This is a genomic window from Pseudomonas sp. R19M (assembly GCF_050312585.1).
GTDB lineage: Bacteria > Pseudomonadota > Gammaproteobacteria > Pseudomonadales > Pseudomonadaceae > Aquipseudomonas > Aquipseudomonas palleroniana.
The window spans coordinates 1-17,775 of record NZ_JBNPJV010000060.1; the positions used below are offsets into that span (position 1 = coordinate 1).

The following is a 17,775-nucleotide window of genomic DNA, read 5'->3' on the forward strand; positions in this document are numbered from 1 at the left end:
GGGGTTTCCCCATGTGAGAGTAGGTCATCGTCAAGATTAAATTCCGAAACCCCATTTGCGAAAGCAGATGGGGTTTTTTTTTGGGCGATCGAAAATGCGTAGGGGCTCATCGAGATGGTCTTCAATGCTAAAGTCCACGCCTCGATTTTGCTTTTCCCAAGGAAGCCGTTATGCCGCAAGCGACGTCCCTCAGCGCTGGATTCATGGTGGTTCACGGCAACCGCCTGGATGAACTGCGCAGCCTGGTGGTCAGTTGGATGCGACGCTACCCTCTGGCGCCCCTGGAAAACGAGATCGCCTTGGTCCAAAGCAACGGCATCGCCCAGTGGCTCAAGCTAGCCCTGGCTGAAGATCCGGAAGATGACGACATGGGTGGCTGCGGAATCGCCGCCGCAATCGATGTGCAGCTCCCCGGCAGCTTTATGTGGCAGCTTTACCGAATGGTCCTGGGCCGTGACGAAATCCCGCCTAAATCCCTGCTCGATAAAGCTCCACTGACCTGGCGTCTCATGCGCCTACTCCCGGAACTCATCGACCAGCCGCATTTCGAGCCGCTACAGCGCTTCCTTACCCACGACACGGATTTGCGCAAGCGCTACCAACTCGCCGAGCGCCTGGCCGACCTGTTCGACCAATACCAGGTTTACCGCGCCGACTGGCTGGAAGACTGGGCAGCCGGCCGGCATCAACTGCGTAACGGACGAGGCGAATCCAAGCCGCTCAACCCCGCCAATTGCTGGCAAGCCGAATTGTGGCGAGCGTTGTTGCTGGATGTGGGGGAAGAAGGCATGGCCGAGAGTCGTGCAGGCGTCCACCAACGTTTCATCGAGCGCATCAATACACTGGAGACGGCCCCTGAAGGTCTACCGTCGCGGGTGATCGTGTTCGGCATTTCATCGCTGCCTGCCCAAGCGCTGGAAGCACTCGCCGGTCTGGCACGCTTCAGCCAGGTGCTGCTGTGCGTTCACAACCCATGCCGTCACCATTGGTCCGACATCGTCGCTGACAAAGACTTGCTGCGTAACGAATATAAACGCCAGGCACGTAAAACCGGGATGCCGGTCACCCTTGACCCGCAAACCCTGCATCAGCACGCACACCCGCTACTCGCCGCCTGGGGTAAACAAGGCCGTGACTACATCAGCCTGCTGGACAGCTACGACGACCCCAACAGCTACCGCGCCGCATTCCGTGACGGCCGCATCGATCTGTTCAGTGAAAGTGAACCCCGCACGTTGCTCAATCAATTGCAGGACGACATTCTCGAACTGCGCCCGCTCAATGAAACACGCGAGCTATGGCCGGCTGTTGATCTGGAGCGCGATACTTCAATCCGCTTCCATATCGCCCACAGTGCCCAACGCGAAGTGGAGATCCTCCACGACCAGTTGCTGCAACGCTTCAGTGCCGACCCCACGTTGCGCCCCCGAGACATCATCGTCATGGTCCCCGACGTTGACAGCTATGCGCCGCACATTCGCGCCGTATTCGGACAGCTTGAGCGAAATGACCCACGCTTTATCCCCTTCACCCTCACCGACCAGGGCCAACGCGGTCGCGATCCGCTATTGATCGCCGTCGAGCATCTGCTGAAACTTCCCGACAGCCGCTTCCCCGTCAGTGAAATCCTCGACTTGCTCGATGTCCCCGCCTTGCGCGAACGTTTCGCCATCAAGGAACGCGACCTGCCGACGCTGCACCGCTGGATCGAAGGCGCCGGCGTGCGCTGGGGGCTCAACGCCGAACAGCGTGCCGGCCTGGGTCTGCCGAATGAGTTGGAGCAAAACAGCTGGCGATTTGGCTTGCGCCGCATGCTTCTGGGCTACGCGGTCGGCACCGGTGGAGCCTACGAAGGCATCGAGCCCTATGATGAAATCGGTGGCCTCGACGCTGCCCTGATTGGCCCACTGGTGGCCTTGCTTGACGCGCTGAGTGATGCACATCACGCACTCTCGCAACCTGCGACCCCCCAAGAATGGGGTGAGCGCCTGCAACGTCTGATGCAACGCTTCTTCCTGGCCAGCAGCGAACATGATGACTACCTGTTGGGCCAACTCGAACAACTCAGGGAGACCTGGCTGGAGACCTGCGAGTCCGTTGGCCTATACGACGAGTTACCCCTCACTGTCGTCCGTGAAGCCTGGTTGGCCGGCCTTGACCAGGGGCGTCTGTCCCAGCGCTTCCTCGCCGGCGCTGTCAATTTCTGCACGCTGATGCCCATGCGGGCGATCCCGTTCAAGCTGGTCTGCCTGCTCGGCATGAACGACGGCGATTACCCACGTGCCCAACCGCCGCTGGACTTCGACCTGATGGGCAGCGACTACCGCCCCGGTGACCGCTCACGTCGCGAAGACGACCGTTACCTGCTGCTCGAAGCGCTGCTGTCGGCCCGCGACCAGCTCTATATCAGTTGGGTGGGCCGCAGCATCCGTGACAACAGCGATCGCCCGGCCTCGGTACTGATTGGCCAACTGCGTGACCATCTCGCCAGTGGCTGGCAGAACGCACAACCACACACATCGCTGATCGACGCGATGACCCAGGAACACCCGCTCCAACCCTTCAGCGCGCGTTACTTTCACGCAGGCGATCCGCTCTTCAGCTACGCCCGCGAATGGCAGTTGCTGCACGAAACGCCTGACGCCATGGCGCAAGCATACGAACTGGCCGATCACCAACAGGAAGAACCCCTGAGCCTCGGCCAGTTGCAGGACTTCCTGCGTAACCCGGTCAAACATTTCTTCAGCCAGCGTCTGAAAGTGTTCTTTGAGGCCGCCGAAGTGCCCTTGGCCGATGAAGAACCCTTCGTCCTCGACGCACTGCAACGCTACAGCCTCAGCGACAGCCTGCTGAACGCCGCGCTGGTCAGACCCGATCACGTGGACCACGCGCTCAATGCCCAAGCCCTGCGTCTGCAAGGCAGTGGCCTGTTACCCATGGTCGGTTTTGGCGAGTGCCTGCGCAACGAGTTGATCGAGCCCTTACCCGGCCTGTTGCAACGCTACCAGCAACTGCTAGCACTCTGGCCCACCCCACACACAGGGGCAGAACCGGTCAGTTTTGAGCATCAGGGCATTCGGTTGGAGGGCTGGATCAGCGGCCTGCATCGGCGCAACGATGGTGGACTGTTAAGCGTCACCACCATCCCCAACAGCATCGGTTCGATCAAGGCGCGCAAGTGGCACCGCCTGATTCGCCCGTGGGTTAATCATGTGGTGGCCTGTGCGTGCGGTCTGTCACTCAGTACCGCTCTGGTGGCGAGCGATGACACGTTGCTACTGGCCCCGCTGGAGCCATCGGCGGCCCAGGAAATCCTCGGCAACCTGCTATTGGCCTGGCACACTGGCATGCGCAAACCGCTTCCGGTAGCCGTAAAAACCGCGTTCGCCTGGCTCGGCCAGACCGATCCGGCCAAGGCCCTGGCGGCTGCAAGCAAAGCCTACGAAGGCGATGGTTTGACCCACGACGGCGAACGCCGCGAAACCCCGGCGCTCACCCGACAATTTCCCGACTACGCAACGCTTATCGCCAGCGAAGAATTCGAAGGTTGGTGCGAAACCCTGTACCGCCCACTGATCAACGCCCCATGGCGATCGCTCACCAGTTCGCAGGCCAGCACATGAGCAGCAAACCCTTGGCCCTGGCCTTCCCGCTCAAAGGCAGCCAGCTGATTGAAGCCAGCGCCGGCACCGGCAAGACCTTTACCATTTCCGCCCTGTACCTGCGCCTAGTCCTCGGTCACGGTGACGCAGAGTCAGGCTTCGGCCGTGAACTGTTGCCGCCGCAAATCCTTGTCGTAACGTTCACCGACGCCGCGACCAAAGAACTGCGCGAGCGCATCCGCATCCGCCTGGCCGAAGCCGCACGCTTCTTTCGTGATGAAATCCAGCCACCGGATACGCTGATCGCCGACCTGCGCGATCAATACCTCCCCGAGCAATGGCCCGCCTGTGCCAACCGCCTGGACATCGCCGCGCAATGGATGGATGAAGCCGCTGTCTCGACCATCCACAGCTGGTGCCAGCGCATGCTGCGTGAGCACGCTTTCGACAGCGGCAGCCTGTTCACCCAGACCCTGGAAACCGACCACAGCGACCTGCTCGGCGAAGTGCTGCGCGACTACTGGCGGTTGTTCTGCTACCCGATGCGCGACGACGCGCTCAACTGGGTGCGCAATCACTGGGGTGGCCCGGCCGCACTGATGCCACGGGTTCGCGCGCTGTTCGGCAGCGAGCGGCCGACGGACGAAACCCGCGAGCCGGCCGAGTTGATCAACGCCTGCCTGCAAGAACGCCGCGCAGCGCTGATCCAACTCAAGGCGCCCTGGCAACAATGGGCCGCCGAGCTTCGCGATATCTGCCTGCAAGCCGTGGCCGCCAAAACCGTCGATGGCCGCAAGATGCAAGCCCGCTACTTCGAACCCTGGTTTGAAAAAATCAGTGCCTGGGCCGCCGACGAAACCCTTGAGCAACTCGACATCGGCACCGGTTTTACACGCCTGACGCCCGACGGAATGGCCGAAGCCTGGAAGGGCGAGCCACCGCGCCACCCGGGCATCGATGCCATGGCCGGGCTCAAGGCGGCTCTCGACGCGCTGCCCACCCCCGACGCCGCCGTGTTGCAACACGCCTCCGGCTGGGTAGGTAAACGCTTTGAAGATGAAAAACGCCGCCGCGCCGAAATGGGCTTCGATGACATGCTGATCCGTCTGAACGCCGCCCTGCACGCCGAGGGGGGCGAGCGCTTGGCCAGCGTGATCCGCGAGCAGTTCCCGGTCGCCCTGATCGATGAGTTTCAAGACACCGACCCGGTCCAATACAGCATCTTCGACAGGATCTACCGCATCGAGGACAACCACCTCGACAGCGGCCTGTTCCTGATCGGCGACCCCAAGCAGGCGATCTACGCGTTCCGTGGCGCCGATATCTACACCTATCTGCGTGCCCGTCAGGCCACCACTGGCCGTCACCACACCCTGGGCACCAACTTCCGTTCCAGCCATGCAATGGTCGAGGCGGTGAATCATGTGTTCCAGCAGGCGGAAACCGGGCGTGGCGCGTTCCTGTTCCGTAAGCCGAATGGCGACAACCCTGTGCCGTTCCACTCAGTGCTGTCCCAAGGCCGCAAGGAGCAATTGCAGGTCGATGGGCAAACACTGCCGGCCATGAACCTCTGGCACCTGCCCACCGATCAACCGATTTCCAACGCGGTGTATCGTCAACAACTGGCGGCCGCCTGTGCCACGCACATTGTTGGATTGCTCAATGGCGGGCAACAAGGCAGTGCAGGCTTCCTGCAACCCGACGGCAGCTTCAAAGGCGTGCTGCCGTCAGACATCGCCATCCTGGTACGCGACGGCAAGGAAGCCCAGGCCGTGCGCGCCGAATTGGCCGCCCGTGGCGTGCGCAGCGTATACCTGTCGGATAAAGACTCAGTCTTCGCCGTCCAGGAAGCCCATGACCTGCTCGCCTGGCTCAAGGCATGTGCCGAACCTGACGTCGAGCGCCCGCTGCGGGCTGCGCTGGCCTGCGTCACCTTGAACCTGTCGCTGCATGAACTTGAACGTCTGAACCAGGACGAACTGGCGTGGGAGACCCGCGTCATGCAGTTCCGCGCCTACCGGGCGATCTGGCGCACCCAGGGCGTGCTGCCGATGTTGCGACGCCTGCTCCATGATTTCAAACTGCCGCAAACCCTGATCGCCCGTAGCGATGGCGAGCGTGTGCTGACCAACCTGCTGCACCTGAGTGAATTGCTGCAACAGGCCGCCTCGGAGCTGGACGGTGAGCAGGCGTTGATCCGCCATCTGGCCGAGCACCTGGCGCTATCCGGCCAGGCGGGTGAAGAACAGATCCTGCGCCTGGAAAGCGATGAGCAACTGGTCAAGGTCGTGACCATCCACAAATCCAAAGGCCTGGAATACGACTTGGTATTCCTGCCCTTTATCTGTTCGGCCAAGCCGGTGGATGGCAGCCGCCTACCGCTGCATTATCACGATGAAAAGGGTAAGGCCCAGGTCAGTCTGCGGCCGACCGCCGAATTGATCGCCCAGGCCGACGATGAGCGCCTGGCCGAAGACCTGCGCTTGCTCTACGTCGCCCTGACCCGTGCCAAACACGCTTGCTGGCTCGGTATCGCCGACCTCAAGCGCGGTAACAACAGCAGCTCGGTCTTGCACCTGTCCGCGCTGGGTTATCTGCTCGGCGCAGGCGCCTCTCTGGGTGAGTCCGCTGCGTTGGCGCGCTGGCTATTGGATTTACAGGCGGGCTGCGCCGCTATCGACTATGGCCACGTGCCCGAAGCGCAAGATAGCGTGTTCCACCCACCACGCAATGAAGCCACGTTGCTCGCGCCTCTGCTGCCGAAGCGCAAGGCTGCCGAAAACTGGTGGATCGCTTCCTACAGCGCTTTAAGAATCGGCGACAGCATGAGCGCCGCAAGCCTTGAAGCACCGGAAAGCCCGCAAGCCCAGAAACTGTTCGACGATGAACGCCTCGATCCCGACGCACCACGTGAAGTGGTAGCGTCTGGCGGTGACATTCATCGTTTCCCACGCGGCCCGAATCCTGGGACCTTCCTCCACGGCCTGTTGGAATGGGCGGGAGAGGAGGGCTTCAACGTACCCCCCGAAGCCATTGAAAAAGCCGTGGGTGCGCGCTGTAACCGACGCAACTGGGAGGGCTGGATCGTGACGCTCAGCGGCTGGCTGGGCCAGTTACTGCGCACGCCGTTTGCGCTGGATAACGCGCTGGTCACGCTCAACAGCCTGCAGCACTACCAGATCGAAATGGAATTCTGGTTCGCCAGCCACAAGGTCGACGTGCTCGCCCTCGATAAGTGGGTGTGCCAGTTCACCCACAACGGTGCCTCCCGCGTGGCGGCCGAAGCGGTGTTGCTCAATGGCATGTTCAAAGGTTTTATCGACCTGACTTTCGAGCACGCCGGGCGCTATTACGTGGCCGATTACAAATCCAATTGGCTTGGCCCCGACGACTCGTCCTACACCTTGGAAGCCATGGAACAGTCGATCCTGGAGCATCGGTACGACCTGCAATACGTACTTTACCTGCTGGCCCTGCACCGCCAGTTGAAGGCCCGACTACCGGATTACGACTATGACCGGCACGTCGGCGGTGCGCTGTATGTGTTCCTGCGTGGCACCCAGTCTGCAAGCAAAGGCGCGTATTTCACCCGACCGCCACGGGCGCTGATCGAAGGCCTGGACCTGTTGTTCCAGGGCAAGCCCATCCCGCCCAAGGTTGAACCCGCCTGGGAACAAGGAGTTCTGCTATGAGCCTGTCGCCCCAGCCGCTTGAGGCATTGAAACCGCTCGAACGCGCCACCGACCTGGTGCAACTCCTCGATCGTTGGGTAGAGCGTGGCTGGTTGCGAGCCCTGGACAAAGCGTTTGTCGGTTTCCTGCACGAACTCGACCCACAGGCCGACCCTCTGGTACTGCTGGCGGCAGCGTTGACCAGCCATCAACTGGGCCACGGGCACGTATGCCTCGACCTGTTCGAAACCCTCAAGGCGCCGGACTTTGCCCTGTCATTACCGCCCGAAGGCGACGTGCAAACCGGCGCCATGCTGCTGCCGTCGCAATTGCTGGATGGCCTTGACGGCGCGCACTGGTGCCATGCGCTGGCCGCCAGCCAGTTGGTGGCGTTGGCGGTGGATGGCAGTGAGGCTGCCCACAGTCGCCCGCTGGTCCTGTCCGGCACTCGCTTGTACCTGCGGCGCTACTGGACCTACGAACGGCGCATCGACATGGCCTTGCGCCTGCGCCTGGCAACTCAGGAAAGCCTCGCTGCCGATTTGCCGCAACGCCTGGATCGGTTGTTTGACCAACCCCCCCCGGATGGCGTGATCGACTGGCAAAAACTCGCCTGCGCCCTGGCCACTCGCGGGGCTTTCAGCATCGTCACCGGCGGCCCCGGCACCGGCAAGACCACCACCGTGGTGCGCTTGCTCGCGCTGTTGCAGGCCCCGGCCGTCGAGACCGGCAACCCACTGCGTATCCGCCTGGCAGCGCCGACCGGTAAAGCGGCTGCGCGCCTGACCGAATCCATCAGCCAACAGGTCCTGTCGCTGAATGTGCCGGACAACGTGCGGGAAAAAATCCCGACTCAGGTCACCACCGTTCACCGCCTGCTGGGCAGTCGTCCGGGCACGCGGCACTTTCGTCACCACCTTGGCAACCCGCTGCCCCTGGATGTGCTGGTGGTCGACGAAGCCTCGATGATCGACCTGGAAATGATGGCCAACCTGCTGGACGCCTTGGCACCGCATGCGCGATTGGTCTTGCTGGGAGACAAGGATCAGCTGGCTTCGGTGGAGGCGGGTGCGGTGCTCGGCGATTTGTGCCGTGATGCCGAAGCGGGCTGGTACAGCGCAGAAACCCGCGAATGGTTGCAAGCCGTCAGCGGCGAGGACCTGGGCAAAAGTGGCCTGCAGGAAGACGTCGACGGCAGCCATCCGTTGGCCCAGCAAGTGGTCATGCTGCGCTACTCGCGCAGGTTTGGTGAAGGCAGCGGCATCGGCCAACTGGCACGTTGGGTCAATCAGCAAAATGCCGAGGAGGCGCGCAAATTGCTGGCTGCATGCACTCACGCTGACCTGTTTTGCCTGCGCCTCAAGGGCGAGCACGACCACGCCTTGGAGCGCCTGATACTGGACGGGCAGGGCGATGAAGCCCAAGGCTATCGCTATTACCTCAACCTGTTGCGCAGTGCCCGCCCGGCCCTGGACACCCCCCGCGAAGCCCCCGCCTGGACTCTCTGGGCGCAACAACTGCTGCAAGCCTTTGACGCCTTTCAATTGCTCTGCGCCGTGCGCAAAGGCCCATGGGGCGTGGAGGGGCTGAACCTGCGCATCACCGCCGCGCTGCGCAAAGTGCGGCTGATCGAGGGTGACGACCAGTGGTATGAAGGCCGTCCGGTGCTGATGACCCGCAACGATTACGGCCTGGGCTTGATGAACGGCGATATCGGCATCGCCCTCAAACTGCCGGAAAGCGACGGCGGCCCGCAGGTGTTGCGCGTGGCCTTCCCACGTAACGATGGCCAGGGCGGTGTGCGCTTTGTGCTGCCCAGCCGTCTGAATGATGTGGAAACCGTGTACGCCATGACCGTGCATAAATCCCAGGGTTCGGAGTTCACCCATACCGCGTTGATCCTGCCGGATACGCTGAACCCGGTGCTGACCAAGGAGTTGATCTACACCGGCATCACCCGGGCCAAGCGTTGGTTCAGCCTGATCGAGCCGCGTGGTGGTGTGTTCGAGGAAGCGGTGCGGCGGAAGGTCAAGCGCTTGAGCGGACTGATGCTGGAGCTGGACGCAGGGACTGAATAAACTGACTGTCTGGTCATGAAATATTTCTGATTCAATCGTAGGGCTTTTCTGAAAAAATAGCGCACCCCGCGTAAGCCTTGCCTCGTAGGGTTTTCCGCCACTGTGCTATCGTTGCGGCATCACCTTGAAAATACCTGAGAGAATCGCTGCATGAACGTGGCTGTCCGGTCCACAGCGCGTAGTTCGAGCTGGAGACGCCTGTTACTGGTAGCGGTACTGTGCCTGCTCGTGCCGTCGGTCTTTGCACAGTCGCCCAGCCCCGCAGATCACCGCGCCCAGGCAGTCACTCAAGTGGTACTCGGCATCCTCAGTTACGCACGCTGGCCGACGGAGCCCGCGCAACTGCGCCTGTGCATCGTCGGCCCCACCCAATACACCGATGACCTGATCAAAGGCACCACCCAGGCCACCGGTCGTCCGGTGGTGGTGCGACGCCTGCTGGCCGATCACCCCGATATCGTCAGTGCCTGCGACGCCGTGTACATCGGCAAGCTCAGCGTCGATGAGCGCACTCGGTTGTTTACTTCATTGATCGGTCACCCGGTGCTCAGCATCAGTGAAGGCGGTGACCAATGCACCGTGGGCAGCCTGTTCTGCCTGCGTGTGGGCGATGAGCAGGTGTCGTTCGAGGTCAACCTGGACTCCGTCGCACGCAGCGGCGTGCGCATTCATCCAAGCGTATTGCAACTATCCCGGCGCCGGGCGCCAGTGCCATGACCGCTATCAAAGTGCGACCGACCCTGCGTTCGGTCATCGGCCGTGGGCACCTGATCCTGGCGTTGGTGGCAGTGACGCTGGCCAGCGTATCCCTGACTCTGCTCGGGGTGTTGGCGCTGCGGGTGTACGCCGATCACAACCTGCACCTGATCGCTCGTTCCATCAATTACACCGTGGAAGCCGCGGTGGTGTTCAACGACAGCGCCGCCGCCACCGAGGCCCTCAGCCTGATCGCCTCCACCGAAGAGGTGGCCCAGGCCGAAGTCTTCGATGCCAACGGGCAGTTGTTGGCGCAGTGGATCCGCCCGGAAACCGGAATGTTGTCGCAGGTTGAACTGGTATTGGCGCGCACCTTGCTCGAACAGCCCATCAGCCAGCCGATCCTGCACCAGGGGCGCATCGTCGGCAGCATTCACGTAGTCGGCCACGGCGGCAGCCTCCTGCGCTTTTTACTCAGCGGCCTGGCCGGCATTTTGATTTGCACCGCCCTCAGCGCCTGGGTGGCCCTGTACCTGGCGCGGCGCCTGTTACGGGGCATCACCCAACCGCTTCAAAGCCTTGCCGCCGTGGCTCACGCTGCCCGCAGCGAGCGCGATTTCGACCGCCGTGTGCCACCGGCGCAAATCGCCGAACTCGACAGCCTGGGCAGCGACTTCAACGCCCTGCTTGGCGAGATGGAAGCCTGGCAGAGCCACTTGCAAAGCGAAAACGAAACCCTCGCCCACCAGGCCAGCCATGACAGCCTCACCGGCCTGCCCAACCGCGCGTTCTTCGAAGGCCGCTTGATCCGTGCCCTGCGCAGCGCCGCCAAGGTTAATGAGCAGGTTGCGGTGTTGTTTCTCGATAGCGACCGCTTCAAAGACATCAACGACAACTTCGGTCATGCGGCGGGTGACGCCGTGCTCGTGGCCGTCGCCGAGCGCGTGCGCGCGCAATTACGGGAGGATGACCTGGTAGCGCGTCTGGGCGGCGATGAGTTCGCGATCCTGCTGGCGCCCTTGCACAAGGCCGAAGATGCCCGGCGCATTGCCGACAAGATCATTGCCAGCATGGACGTGCCGATCCCGCTGCCCGGCGATACCCAGGTAGTGACCTCCCTCAGTATCGGCATTGCCATTTATCCCGAGCATGGCGCCACCCCGGGCACCTTGCTCAATGCCGCCGATGCGGCGATGTACCAGGCCAAACGCATGTCTTCGGGCGGCCAGCAAACGGCGGAGCCGGAGCGCCCCGTCGTCAACATTCAACACAGGAGTTGATCCCTTGTTCTCGACCGCACGTTTTATGTTTATCACCTTGCTGGTGGCACTGCTTGCCCTCGGCGGCTGCCAGACAGCCCCACCCAAGGGCCTGACCCCGGCACAAGTGGCCGTGCTCAAACAACAAGGCTTTGAGCTGGCTGACGACGGCTGGACATTTGGCCTGTCGGGCAAAGTGCTGTTCGGTAGCGATATTGAAAGCCTGAATAAAGCCAGTACCGACATCGTCGAACGCATCGGCAAAGCCCTGGTGGGCGCGGGCATCAACCGCGTGCGCGTGGACGGCCACACCGATGCCTCGGGCAAGGAGCCTTACAACCAGCAACTGTCCCTGCGCCGCGCCAAAAGCGTGGGCAACGTGTTGACGAGCGTGGGCATGAAGGAAGAAAACATCCAGCTACGAGGCCTGGGCAGCAGCGAGCCGGTGGCGCCGAATACCACGGCAGCCGGGCGCACCGAGAATCGCCGGGTGGCAATCGTCGTGATCGCCGACTAAGCGTCTTCAATCTGAAATGCAATCAAAGTGTGGGAGGGGGCTTGCTCCCGATAGCAGTGGATCAGCCAACTTATCGACAACTGACCCACCGCAATCGGGAGCAAGCCCCCTCCCGCATTTGAATGGCGAGCCTTTAGTCCGCGAACCTGATCTCCCGCGTCTTACCCATCAACAACCCCTGATTCTGCTCCGTCACCTCGCGGATGTAGTCCCACAACAGGGTGATCCGCTTCAACTTGCGCAAATCCTCGCGGCAATACATCCAGAACTGGCGAGTGATGGAAATCTGCTCGCCGAGTACCGGCAATAGTCGCGGATCCTGCGCCGCCAGAAAACACGGCAAGATCGCCATCGAACGCCCCTGCTGCGCCGCCACGTACTGCGCAATCACGCTGGTACTGCGCAAGCTGGCGCTGGCGCCAGGCACCACATTCGCCAGGTACAACAGCTCCGAGCTGAACGCCAAGTCGTCCACATAACTGATAAATGGATGCTCAGCCAGATCCGCCGGGCGTTGGATCGGCGGGTGTTGATCGAGGTATTCCTGGGTCGCGTACAGCTGCAATTTGTAGTCGCACAGTTTGCAGCACACATACGGCCCGTGCTCCGGGCGTTCTAGGGCAATGACGATGTCCGCCTCGCGTTTGGACAGGCTGATGAAGTGGGGCAGCGGCAGGATGTCCACCGAGATGGCCGGGTAGGTATCGACGAAGTGGCTCAACTGCGGGGTGACGAAAAAACTGCCGAAGCCCTCGGTGCAGCCCATGCGCACATGGCCCGACAGCGCCACGCCGGAGCCGGAAACCTGTTCGCAGGCCATGTGCAGAGTGCTTTCGATGGACTCCGCGTAGCCCAGCAAACGTTGGCCCTCGGGGGTAAGCACAAAACCGTTGGTCCGGGATTTTTCGAAGAGCAACGTGCCGAGCGACACTTCCAGCGAACTGATGCGCCGCGATACGGTGGTGTAGTCCACCGCCAGGCGCTTGGCGGCCACGCTGGCCTTGCGGGTGCGGGCCACTTCGAGGAAAAACTTCAGGTCATCCCAATTCAGGGAGCCTAGCGACGTGATGTTTTTTTGCATGTTGGTCCGGCTTTTATGTGCGTTCTTATTAGAGATTTGCACATCTATACTCCAAAAACAGTCCGAACGCCTCATTCTTCAAGGCGATTCAACGCCTTGGTTCTCTGCATAACTATAAGATTTGGAGACCCCATGAACGCTTCCGCCGATATTTCCGTGCAGCAGGTCAAGTTGCTGATCAATGGTGAATGGGTCGAGTCCAAGACCACCCACTGGCAAGACATCGTCAACCCGGCCACCCAACAAGTGCTGGCCAAAGTCCCGTTTGCCACCGCTGATGAAGTCAACGCCGCCATCGACGCCGCGCACCGTGCCTTCCAGACCTGGAAGCTGACGCCGATCGGTGCGCGCATGCGCATCATGCTCAAGCTGCAAGCCCTGATCCGCGAACATTCCAAGCGCATCGCCGTGGTGCTCAGCGCCGAGCAGGGCAAGACCATTGCCGATGCCGAGGGCGATATTTTCCGTGGCCTGGAGGTGGTTGAACACGCGTGCTCCATCGGCACCCTGCAGATGGGAGAATTCGCTGAAAACGTCGCCGGTGGCGTCGACACCTACACCCTGCGCCAGCCTATCGGCGTCTGTGCGGGGATTACCCCCTTCAACTTCCCGGCGATGATCCCGTTGTGGATGTTCCCGATGGCGATCGCCTGCGGTAACACCTTCGTCCTCAAACCGTCCGAGCAGGACCCGCTGTCGACCCTGCTGCTGGTGGAGCTGGCGCTGGAAGCCGGTGTACCGGCCGGCGTGCTCAACGTGGTGCACGGCGGCAAGGATGTCGTGGATGCGCTGTGCACCCATAAAGACATCAAGGCCGTGTCCTTCGTCGGTTCGACCGCCGTGGGCACGCATGTGTACGACCTGGCGGGTAAACACGGCAAGCGCGTGCAGTCGATGATGGGTGCCAAGAACCACGCCGTGGTGCTGCCGGACGCCAACCGCGAACACACCCTCAATGCGCTGGTGGGTGCCGGTTTTGGCGCGGCGGGCCAGCGCTGCATGGCCACTTCGGTGGTGGTGCTGGTGGGGGCGTCCAAGCAATGGCTGCCGGATCTCAAGGCGCTGGCACAAAAGCTCAAGGTCAATGCCGGCAGCGAAGCGGGCACTGATGTAGGCCCGGTGATTTCCAAGCGGGCCAAGGCGCGCATCCTGGAACTGATCGAAAGCGGCGTCAAAGAAGGCGCCAAGCTGGAGCTGGACGGCCGCGACATCCAGGTGCCGGGCTTCGAGCAAGGCAACTTTGTCGGCCCGACCTTGTTCTCGGGCGTGACGACCGATATGCGGATCTACACCGAGGAAATCTTCGGCCCGGTACTGGTGGTGATCGAAGTCGCGACCCTTGATGAAGCCATCGCACTGGTCAACGCCAACCCGTTCGGCAACGGTACCGGCCTGTTCACCCAGAGCGGCGCGGCGGCGCGCAAGTTCCAGAGCGAAATCGATGTGGGCCAGGTCGGCATCAACATTCCGATCCCGGTGCCGGTGCCATTCTTCAGCTTCACCGGTTCCCGTGGCTCCAAGCTCGGCGACCTGGGCCCGTACGGCAAGCAAGTGGTGCAGTTCTACACCCAGACCAAAACCGTGACGAGCCGCTGGTTCGACGACGATACGGTCAACGATGGCGTCAACACCACCATCAACCTGCGCTGATTCCGGGAGACGACCATGAAGATTGCATTTATCGGCCTGGGCAATATGGGCGCGCCCATGGCCCGCAACCTGATCAAGGCCGGCCACGCGCTGAGCCTGTTCGACCTCAACCAGAGCGTGCTCAAGGAACTGGCCGAGCTGGGCGGCACCGTCAGCGACTCGCCACGTCACGCCACCCAAGGCGCGGAACTGGTGATTACCATGCTGCCGGCCGCTGCTCATGTGCGCAGCGTGTGGCTCAATGATGACGGCGTTTTGGCGGGTATCGGCCAAGGCGTGCCGGCGGTGGATTGCAGTACCATTGACCCACAAACCGCGCGCGATGTTGCCGCTGCGGCTGCCAGGCAAGGCGTGGTGATGGCCGACGCCCCGGTCTCCGGCGGCACCGGTGGCGCCAGTGCCGGCACCCTGACCTTTATGGTCGGCGCCACCCCGGAACTGTTCGCCACCCTGCAACCGGTGCTGGCGCAGATGGGCCGTAATATCGTGCATTGCGGTGACGTCGGCACCGGCCAGATCGCCAAGATCTGCAACAACCTGCTGCTGGGCATCAGCATGGTCGGCGTCAGCGAAGCCATGGCGCTGGGGGATGCGTTGGGCATCGACACCCAGGTGCTGGCGGGCATCATCAACAGCTCCACCGGGCGCTGCTGGAGTTCAGACACCTACAACCCCTGGCCGGGCGTGATCGAAACCGCACCGTCGTCCCGTGGTTACACCGGTGGGTTTGGTGCCGACCTGATGCTCAAGGATCTGGGCCTGGCCACCGAAGCCGCGCGCCAGGCCAAGCAACCTGTGATCCTGGGCGCCGTGGCCCAGCAGTTGTACCAATCGATGAGCCAGCGCGGGGAAGGGGGCAAGGACTTCTCGGCGATCATCAACAGCTATCGCAAGCCCGAATAGGGCGTTTTCCGGGAGCCTGCCTTTGGCGGCTCCCGGTTTTTTGCGGCTCAAGCAAACACAAAATACTTACGCACCGTCTCGACCACTTCCCACGTCCCCTTCATCCCCGGCTCCACCACAAAGATATCCCCTGCGCGCAGGTGAATCGGTTCCATGCCGTCCGGGGTGATCACGCAGTAGCCTTCCTGAAAGTGGCAGTATTCCCACTTCACATATTCCACATACCACTTGCCCGGTGTGCAGATCCAGGTGCCCATGATCTTGCTGCCGTCTTCGCTGGTGTAGGCGTTGAGGTTGACGGTGTGCGGGTCGCCTTCGAGCTTTTCCCATTTACACGCGTCCAGGACCGGCAGTGGGTGGGTGTCGCGCAGTACGGTGATGGGCTTGGACATGACGTCTCCGAGGCAAGGTAGGGAAAGCTCAACCCTACGGCCTTGGGCGCTGCACCAGTGGTCTGAACTCGACATCGGGATGCCCAGAAGCGCAGCCGTGTTTATTTGATATAACCCACCGTCAATCCGCGTTTTCCTCGCAGTAAGTGCGAAAGATTTCCCGCCTCACGCCAGAATTCGCAAGAAAATTCGCAGCAGGCCCTCGTATCATTCACCGCATAACGAGTGAGAGCCTTGCGATGAACCCAATAAAAACGTGGTGGGATATCAGCCCACCCTTGAGCACGGCGACCCCGACCTGGCCGGGTGACACGCCGTTCCAGGAAGAGCGCGTGTGGCAGTTCGGCCCGGAGTGCCCGGTGAACGTCGGGCGCGTCACCCTGTCACCGCACACGGGCGCCCATGTGGACGCGCCACTGCATTACAGCGCGGACGGCGCACCCATTGGCGAGGTGTCGCTGGAGGTGTACATGGGCGCTTGCCGTGTGCTGCATTGCCTGGACAGCGGCGCGCTGGTGCAGCCGCATCAGTTGGACGGGCGTGTGGATAACTTGCCGGAGCGCGTGTTGCTGCGTACTTATGCACAGGCGCCGCTGACTGAGTGGGATTCGAACTTCACCGCCATCGCCCCGCAAACCATCGAACGACTGGCCGGGCTGGGAGTACGTCTGATCGGTATCGACACCCCGTCCCTGGACCCGCAACAATCCAAGACCATGGATGCCCATAACGCCGTGGCGCGCCATGGCATGGCGATTCTCGAAGGCATCGTGCTCGATGACGTACCGGAGGGCGACTACGAGTTGATCGCGTTGCCGCTGCGGTTTGCCAACCTCGACGCGAGCCCGGTTCGCGCCATTCTCCGCCCGCTCAAGGAGCCCACGCGATGAGCCAATGCCCTTTCTCGCCTGATTACCAACCCCCGGAAGAATGGCACAACGCCGAACTGAATTTTTCCGAGTCCATGAGTTACGGCGATTACCTGGACCTGGGCAAAGTCCTCAGCGCCCAGCATCCGCTGTCGCCGGACCACAACGAAATGCTCTTCATCATCCAGCACCAGACGTCCGAGCTGTGGATGAAGTTGATGCTCCACGAACTCAAGGCCGCCCGTGAACACGTGCGCCTGGGCCAACTGCCGCCGGCGTTCAAGATGCTGGCGCGGGTGTCGCGGATCTTTGATCAACTGGTACATGCCTGGGCGGTGCTGGCGACGATGACGCCGTCGGAGTACAAGGCGATCCGTCCGTTCCTGGGCCAGTCGTCGGGGTTCCAGTCGTTCCAGTACCGCGAGATCGAATTTATCCTCGGCAACAAAAGTGCGGCGCTGTTGCGGCCCCACGCTCATCGGCCTGAGTTGTTGAACGAGTTGAAAGTGGCGATTGCCACGCCGTCGCTGTATGACGAGGCGATCAACCTGATGGTCAAGGCCGGCCTGGCGATTGACCCGAAACGCGCCGAGCGCGACCCGACGGCGGCGACGGTTCACGATGAATCGGTGGAAGCGGCCTGGCGTGAGGTCTACCGCGATCCGAACCGCTACTGGGACCTGTATCAGTTGGCCGAGAAGTTTATCGACCTGGAGGATTCGTTCCGCCAGTGGCGCTTTCGGCATGTGACCACGGTGGAGCGGATCATCGGCTTCCAGCCCGGCACCGGCGGTACCGAAGGCGTGGGCTATTTGCGCAAGATGCTCGACACTGTGCTGTTCCCCGAGTTGTGGCGAGTGCGCTCAACGCTATGAACCGGAGCTGATCGTCCCCACGCTCCGCGTCACGCCTCTAAAGGCGGACGCAGAGCGTCCTGGGCGGCATTCCCACGCGGAGCGTGGGAACGATAATGACTGCGTCACGGCTACTTTCGCGTTTGATCGTCCCCACGCTCTGCGTGGGAACGCAGGTTGTGACGCTCCGCGTCACGCCTCTG

12 protein-coding genes are annotated in these 17,775 nt (G+C 61.9%); 10 read left to right on the forward strand and 2 right to left on the reverse strand.

The genetic code is table 11. The features are described from left to right. Positions 1-170 precede the first annotated feature (170 nt). The 6 genes from recC (at position 171) to ACQRBT_RS12130 (ending at position 11,823) form a co-directional block, all read left to right on the forward strand. Positions 171-3,623: an exodeoxyribonuclease V subunit gamma gene (gene recC / locus ACQRBT_RS12105; RefSeq protein ID WP_412046705.1), complete on the forward strand. Its 3,453-nt coding sequence runs from the start codon at positions 171-173 to the stop codon at positions 3,621-3,623. Beyond that, positions 3,620-7,294, forward strand: a complete 3,675-nt coding sequence (recB, locus tag ACQRBT_RS12110) for an exodeoxyribonuclease V subunit beta (protein ID WP_412046772.1) — start codon at positions 3,620-3,622, stop codon at positions 7,292-7,294. Before recC ends, recB begins: the two co-directional genes overlap by 4 nt. Next, on the forward strand, positions 7,291-9,351 hold the full coding sequence (gene recD / locus ACQRBT_RS12115; protein ID WP_412046706.1) for an exodeoxyribonuclease V subunit alpha: 2,061 nt from the start codon (positions 7,291-7,293) through the stop codon (positions 9,349-9,351). The genes recB and recD overlap by 4 nt, the downstream gene beginning before the upstream one ends. Positions 9,352-9,501: 150 nt before the next feature. Continuing rightward, positions 9,502-10,068 (forward strand): YfiR family protein, encoded by a 567-nt coding sequence (locus ACQRBT_RS12120; RefSeq protein WP_060754426.1) that lies wholly within the window; start codon positions 9,502-9,504, stop codon positions 10,066-10,068. Further along, complete coding sequence (locus ACQRBT_RS12125) at positions 10,065-11,327, forward strand: diguanylate cyclase domain-containing protein (protein ID WP_060754425.1); 1,263 nt, start codon at positions 10,065-10,067, stop codon at positions 11,325-11,327. Before ACQRBT_RS12120 ends, ACQRBT_RS12125 begins: the two co-directional genes overlap by 4 nt. Positions 11,328-11,331: 4 nt before the next feature. Beyond that, a complete protein-coding gene (locus ACQRBT_RS12130) occupies positions 11,332-11,823 on the forward strand; it encodes an OmpA family protein (protein WP_412046707.1) in 492 nt (163 codons plus the stop codon). 133 nt (positions 11,824-11,956) lie between these two features. Here ACQRBT_RS12130 and ACQRBT_RS12135 read toward each other — a convergent pair whose 3' ends face one another. Continuing rightward, complete coding sequence (locus tag ACQRBT_RS12135; RefSeq protein ID WP_104994826.1) at positions 11,957-12,904, reverse strand: LysR family transcriptional regulator; 948 nt, start codon at positions 12,902-12,904, stop codon at positions 11,957-11,959. Between the two features lie 132 nt (positions 12,905-13,036). Here ACQRBT_RS12135 and ACQRBT_RS12140 point away from each other — a divergent pair, with 132 nt between their 5' ends. Both ACQRBT_RS12140 and mmsB read left to right on the forward strand, forming a co-directional pair. Continuing rightward, positions 13,037-14,554, forward strand: coding sequence for a CoA-acylating methylmalonate-semialdehyde dehydrogenase (locus ACQRBT_RS12140; RefSeq protein WP_060754422.1), 1,518 nt, complete (start codon positions 13,037-13,039; stop codon positions 14,552-14,554). Between the two features lie 15 nt (positions 14,555-14,569). Further along, positions 14,570-15,457 (forward strand): 3-hydroxyisobutyrate dehydrogenase, encoded by an 888-nt coding sequence (mmsB, locus tag ACQRBT_RS12145; protein ID WP_412046708.1) that lies wholly within the window; start codon positions 14,570-14,572, stop codon positions 15,455-15,457. Positions 15,458-15,504: 47 nt separating this feature from the next. Here the strand turns inward: mmsB and ACQRBT_RS12150 are convergent, their stop codons facing one another. Further along, positions 15,505-15,849 carry a cupin domain-containing protein gene (locus tag ACQRBT_RS12150; protein ID WP_060754420.1) on the reverse strand — a complete coding sequence of 115 codons (345 nt, stop codon included), beginning with the start codon at positions 15,847-15,849 and terminating at the stop codon, positions 15,505-15,507. A 239-nt stretch (positions 15,850-16,088) separates the two neighbouring features. On the opposite strand from ACQRBT_RS12150, the gene kynB reads away from it, so the two are divergent. Next, positions 16,089-16,739, forward strand: coding sequence for an arylformamidase (gene kynB, locus ACQRBT_RS12155; protein WP_244385087.1), 651 nt, complete (start codon positions 16,089-16,091; stop codon positions 16,737-16,739). Then, a complete protein-coding gene (kynA, locus tag ACQRBT_RS12160; protein WP_060754418.1) occupies positions 16,736-17,593 on the forward strand; it encodes a tryptophan 2,3-dioxygenase in 858 nt (285 codons plus the stop codon). Before kynB ends, kynA begins: the two co-directional genes overlap by 4 nt. The last annotated feature ends 182 nt before the right edge of the window (positions 17,594-17,775 follow it).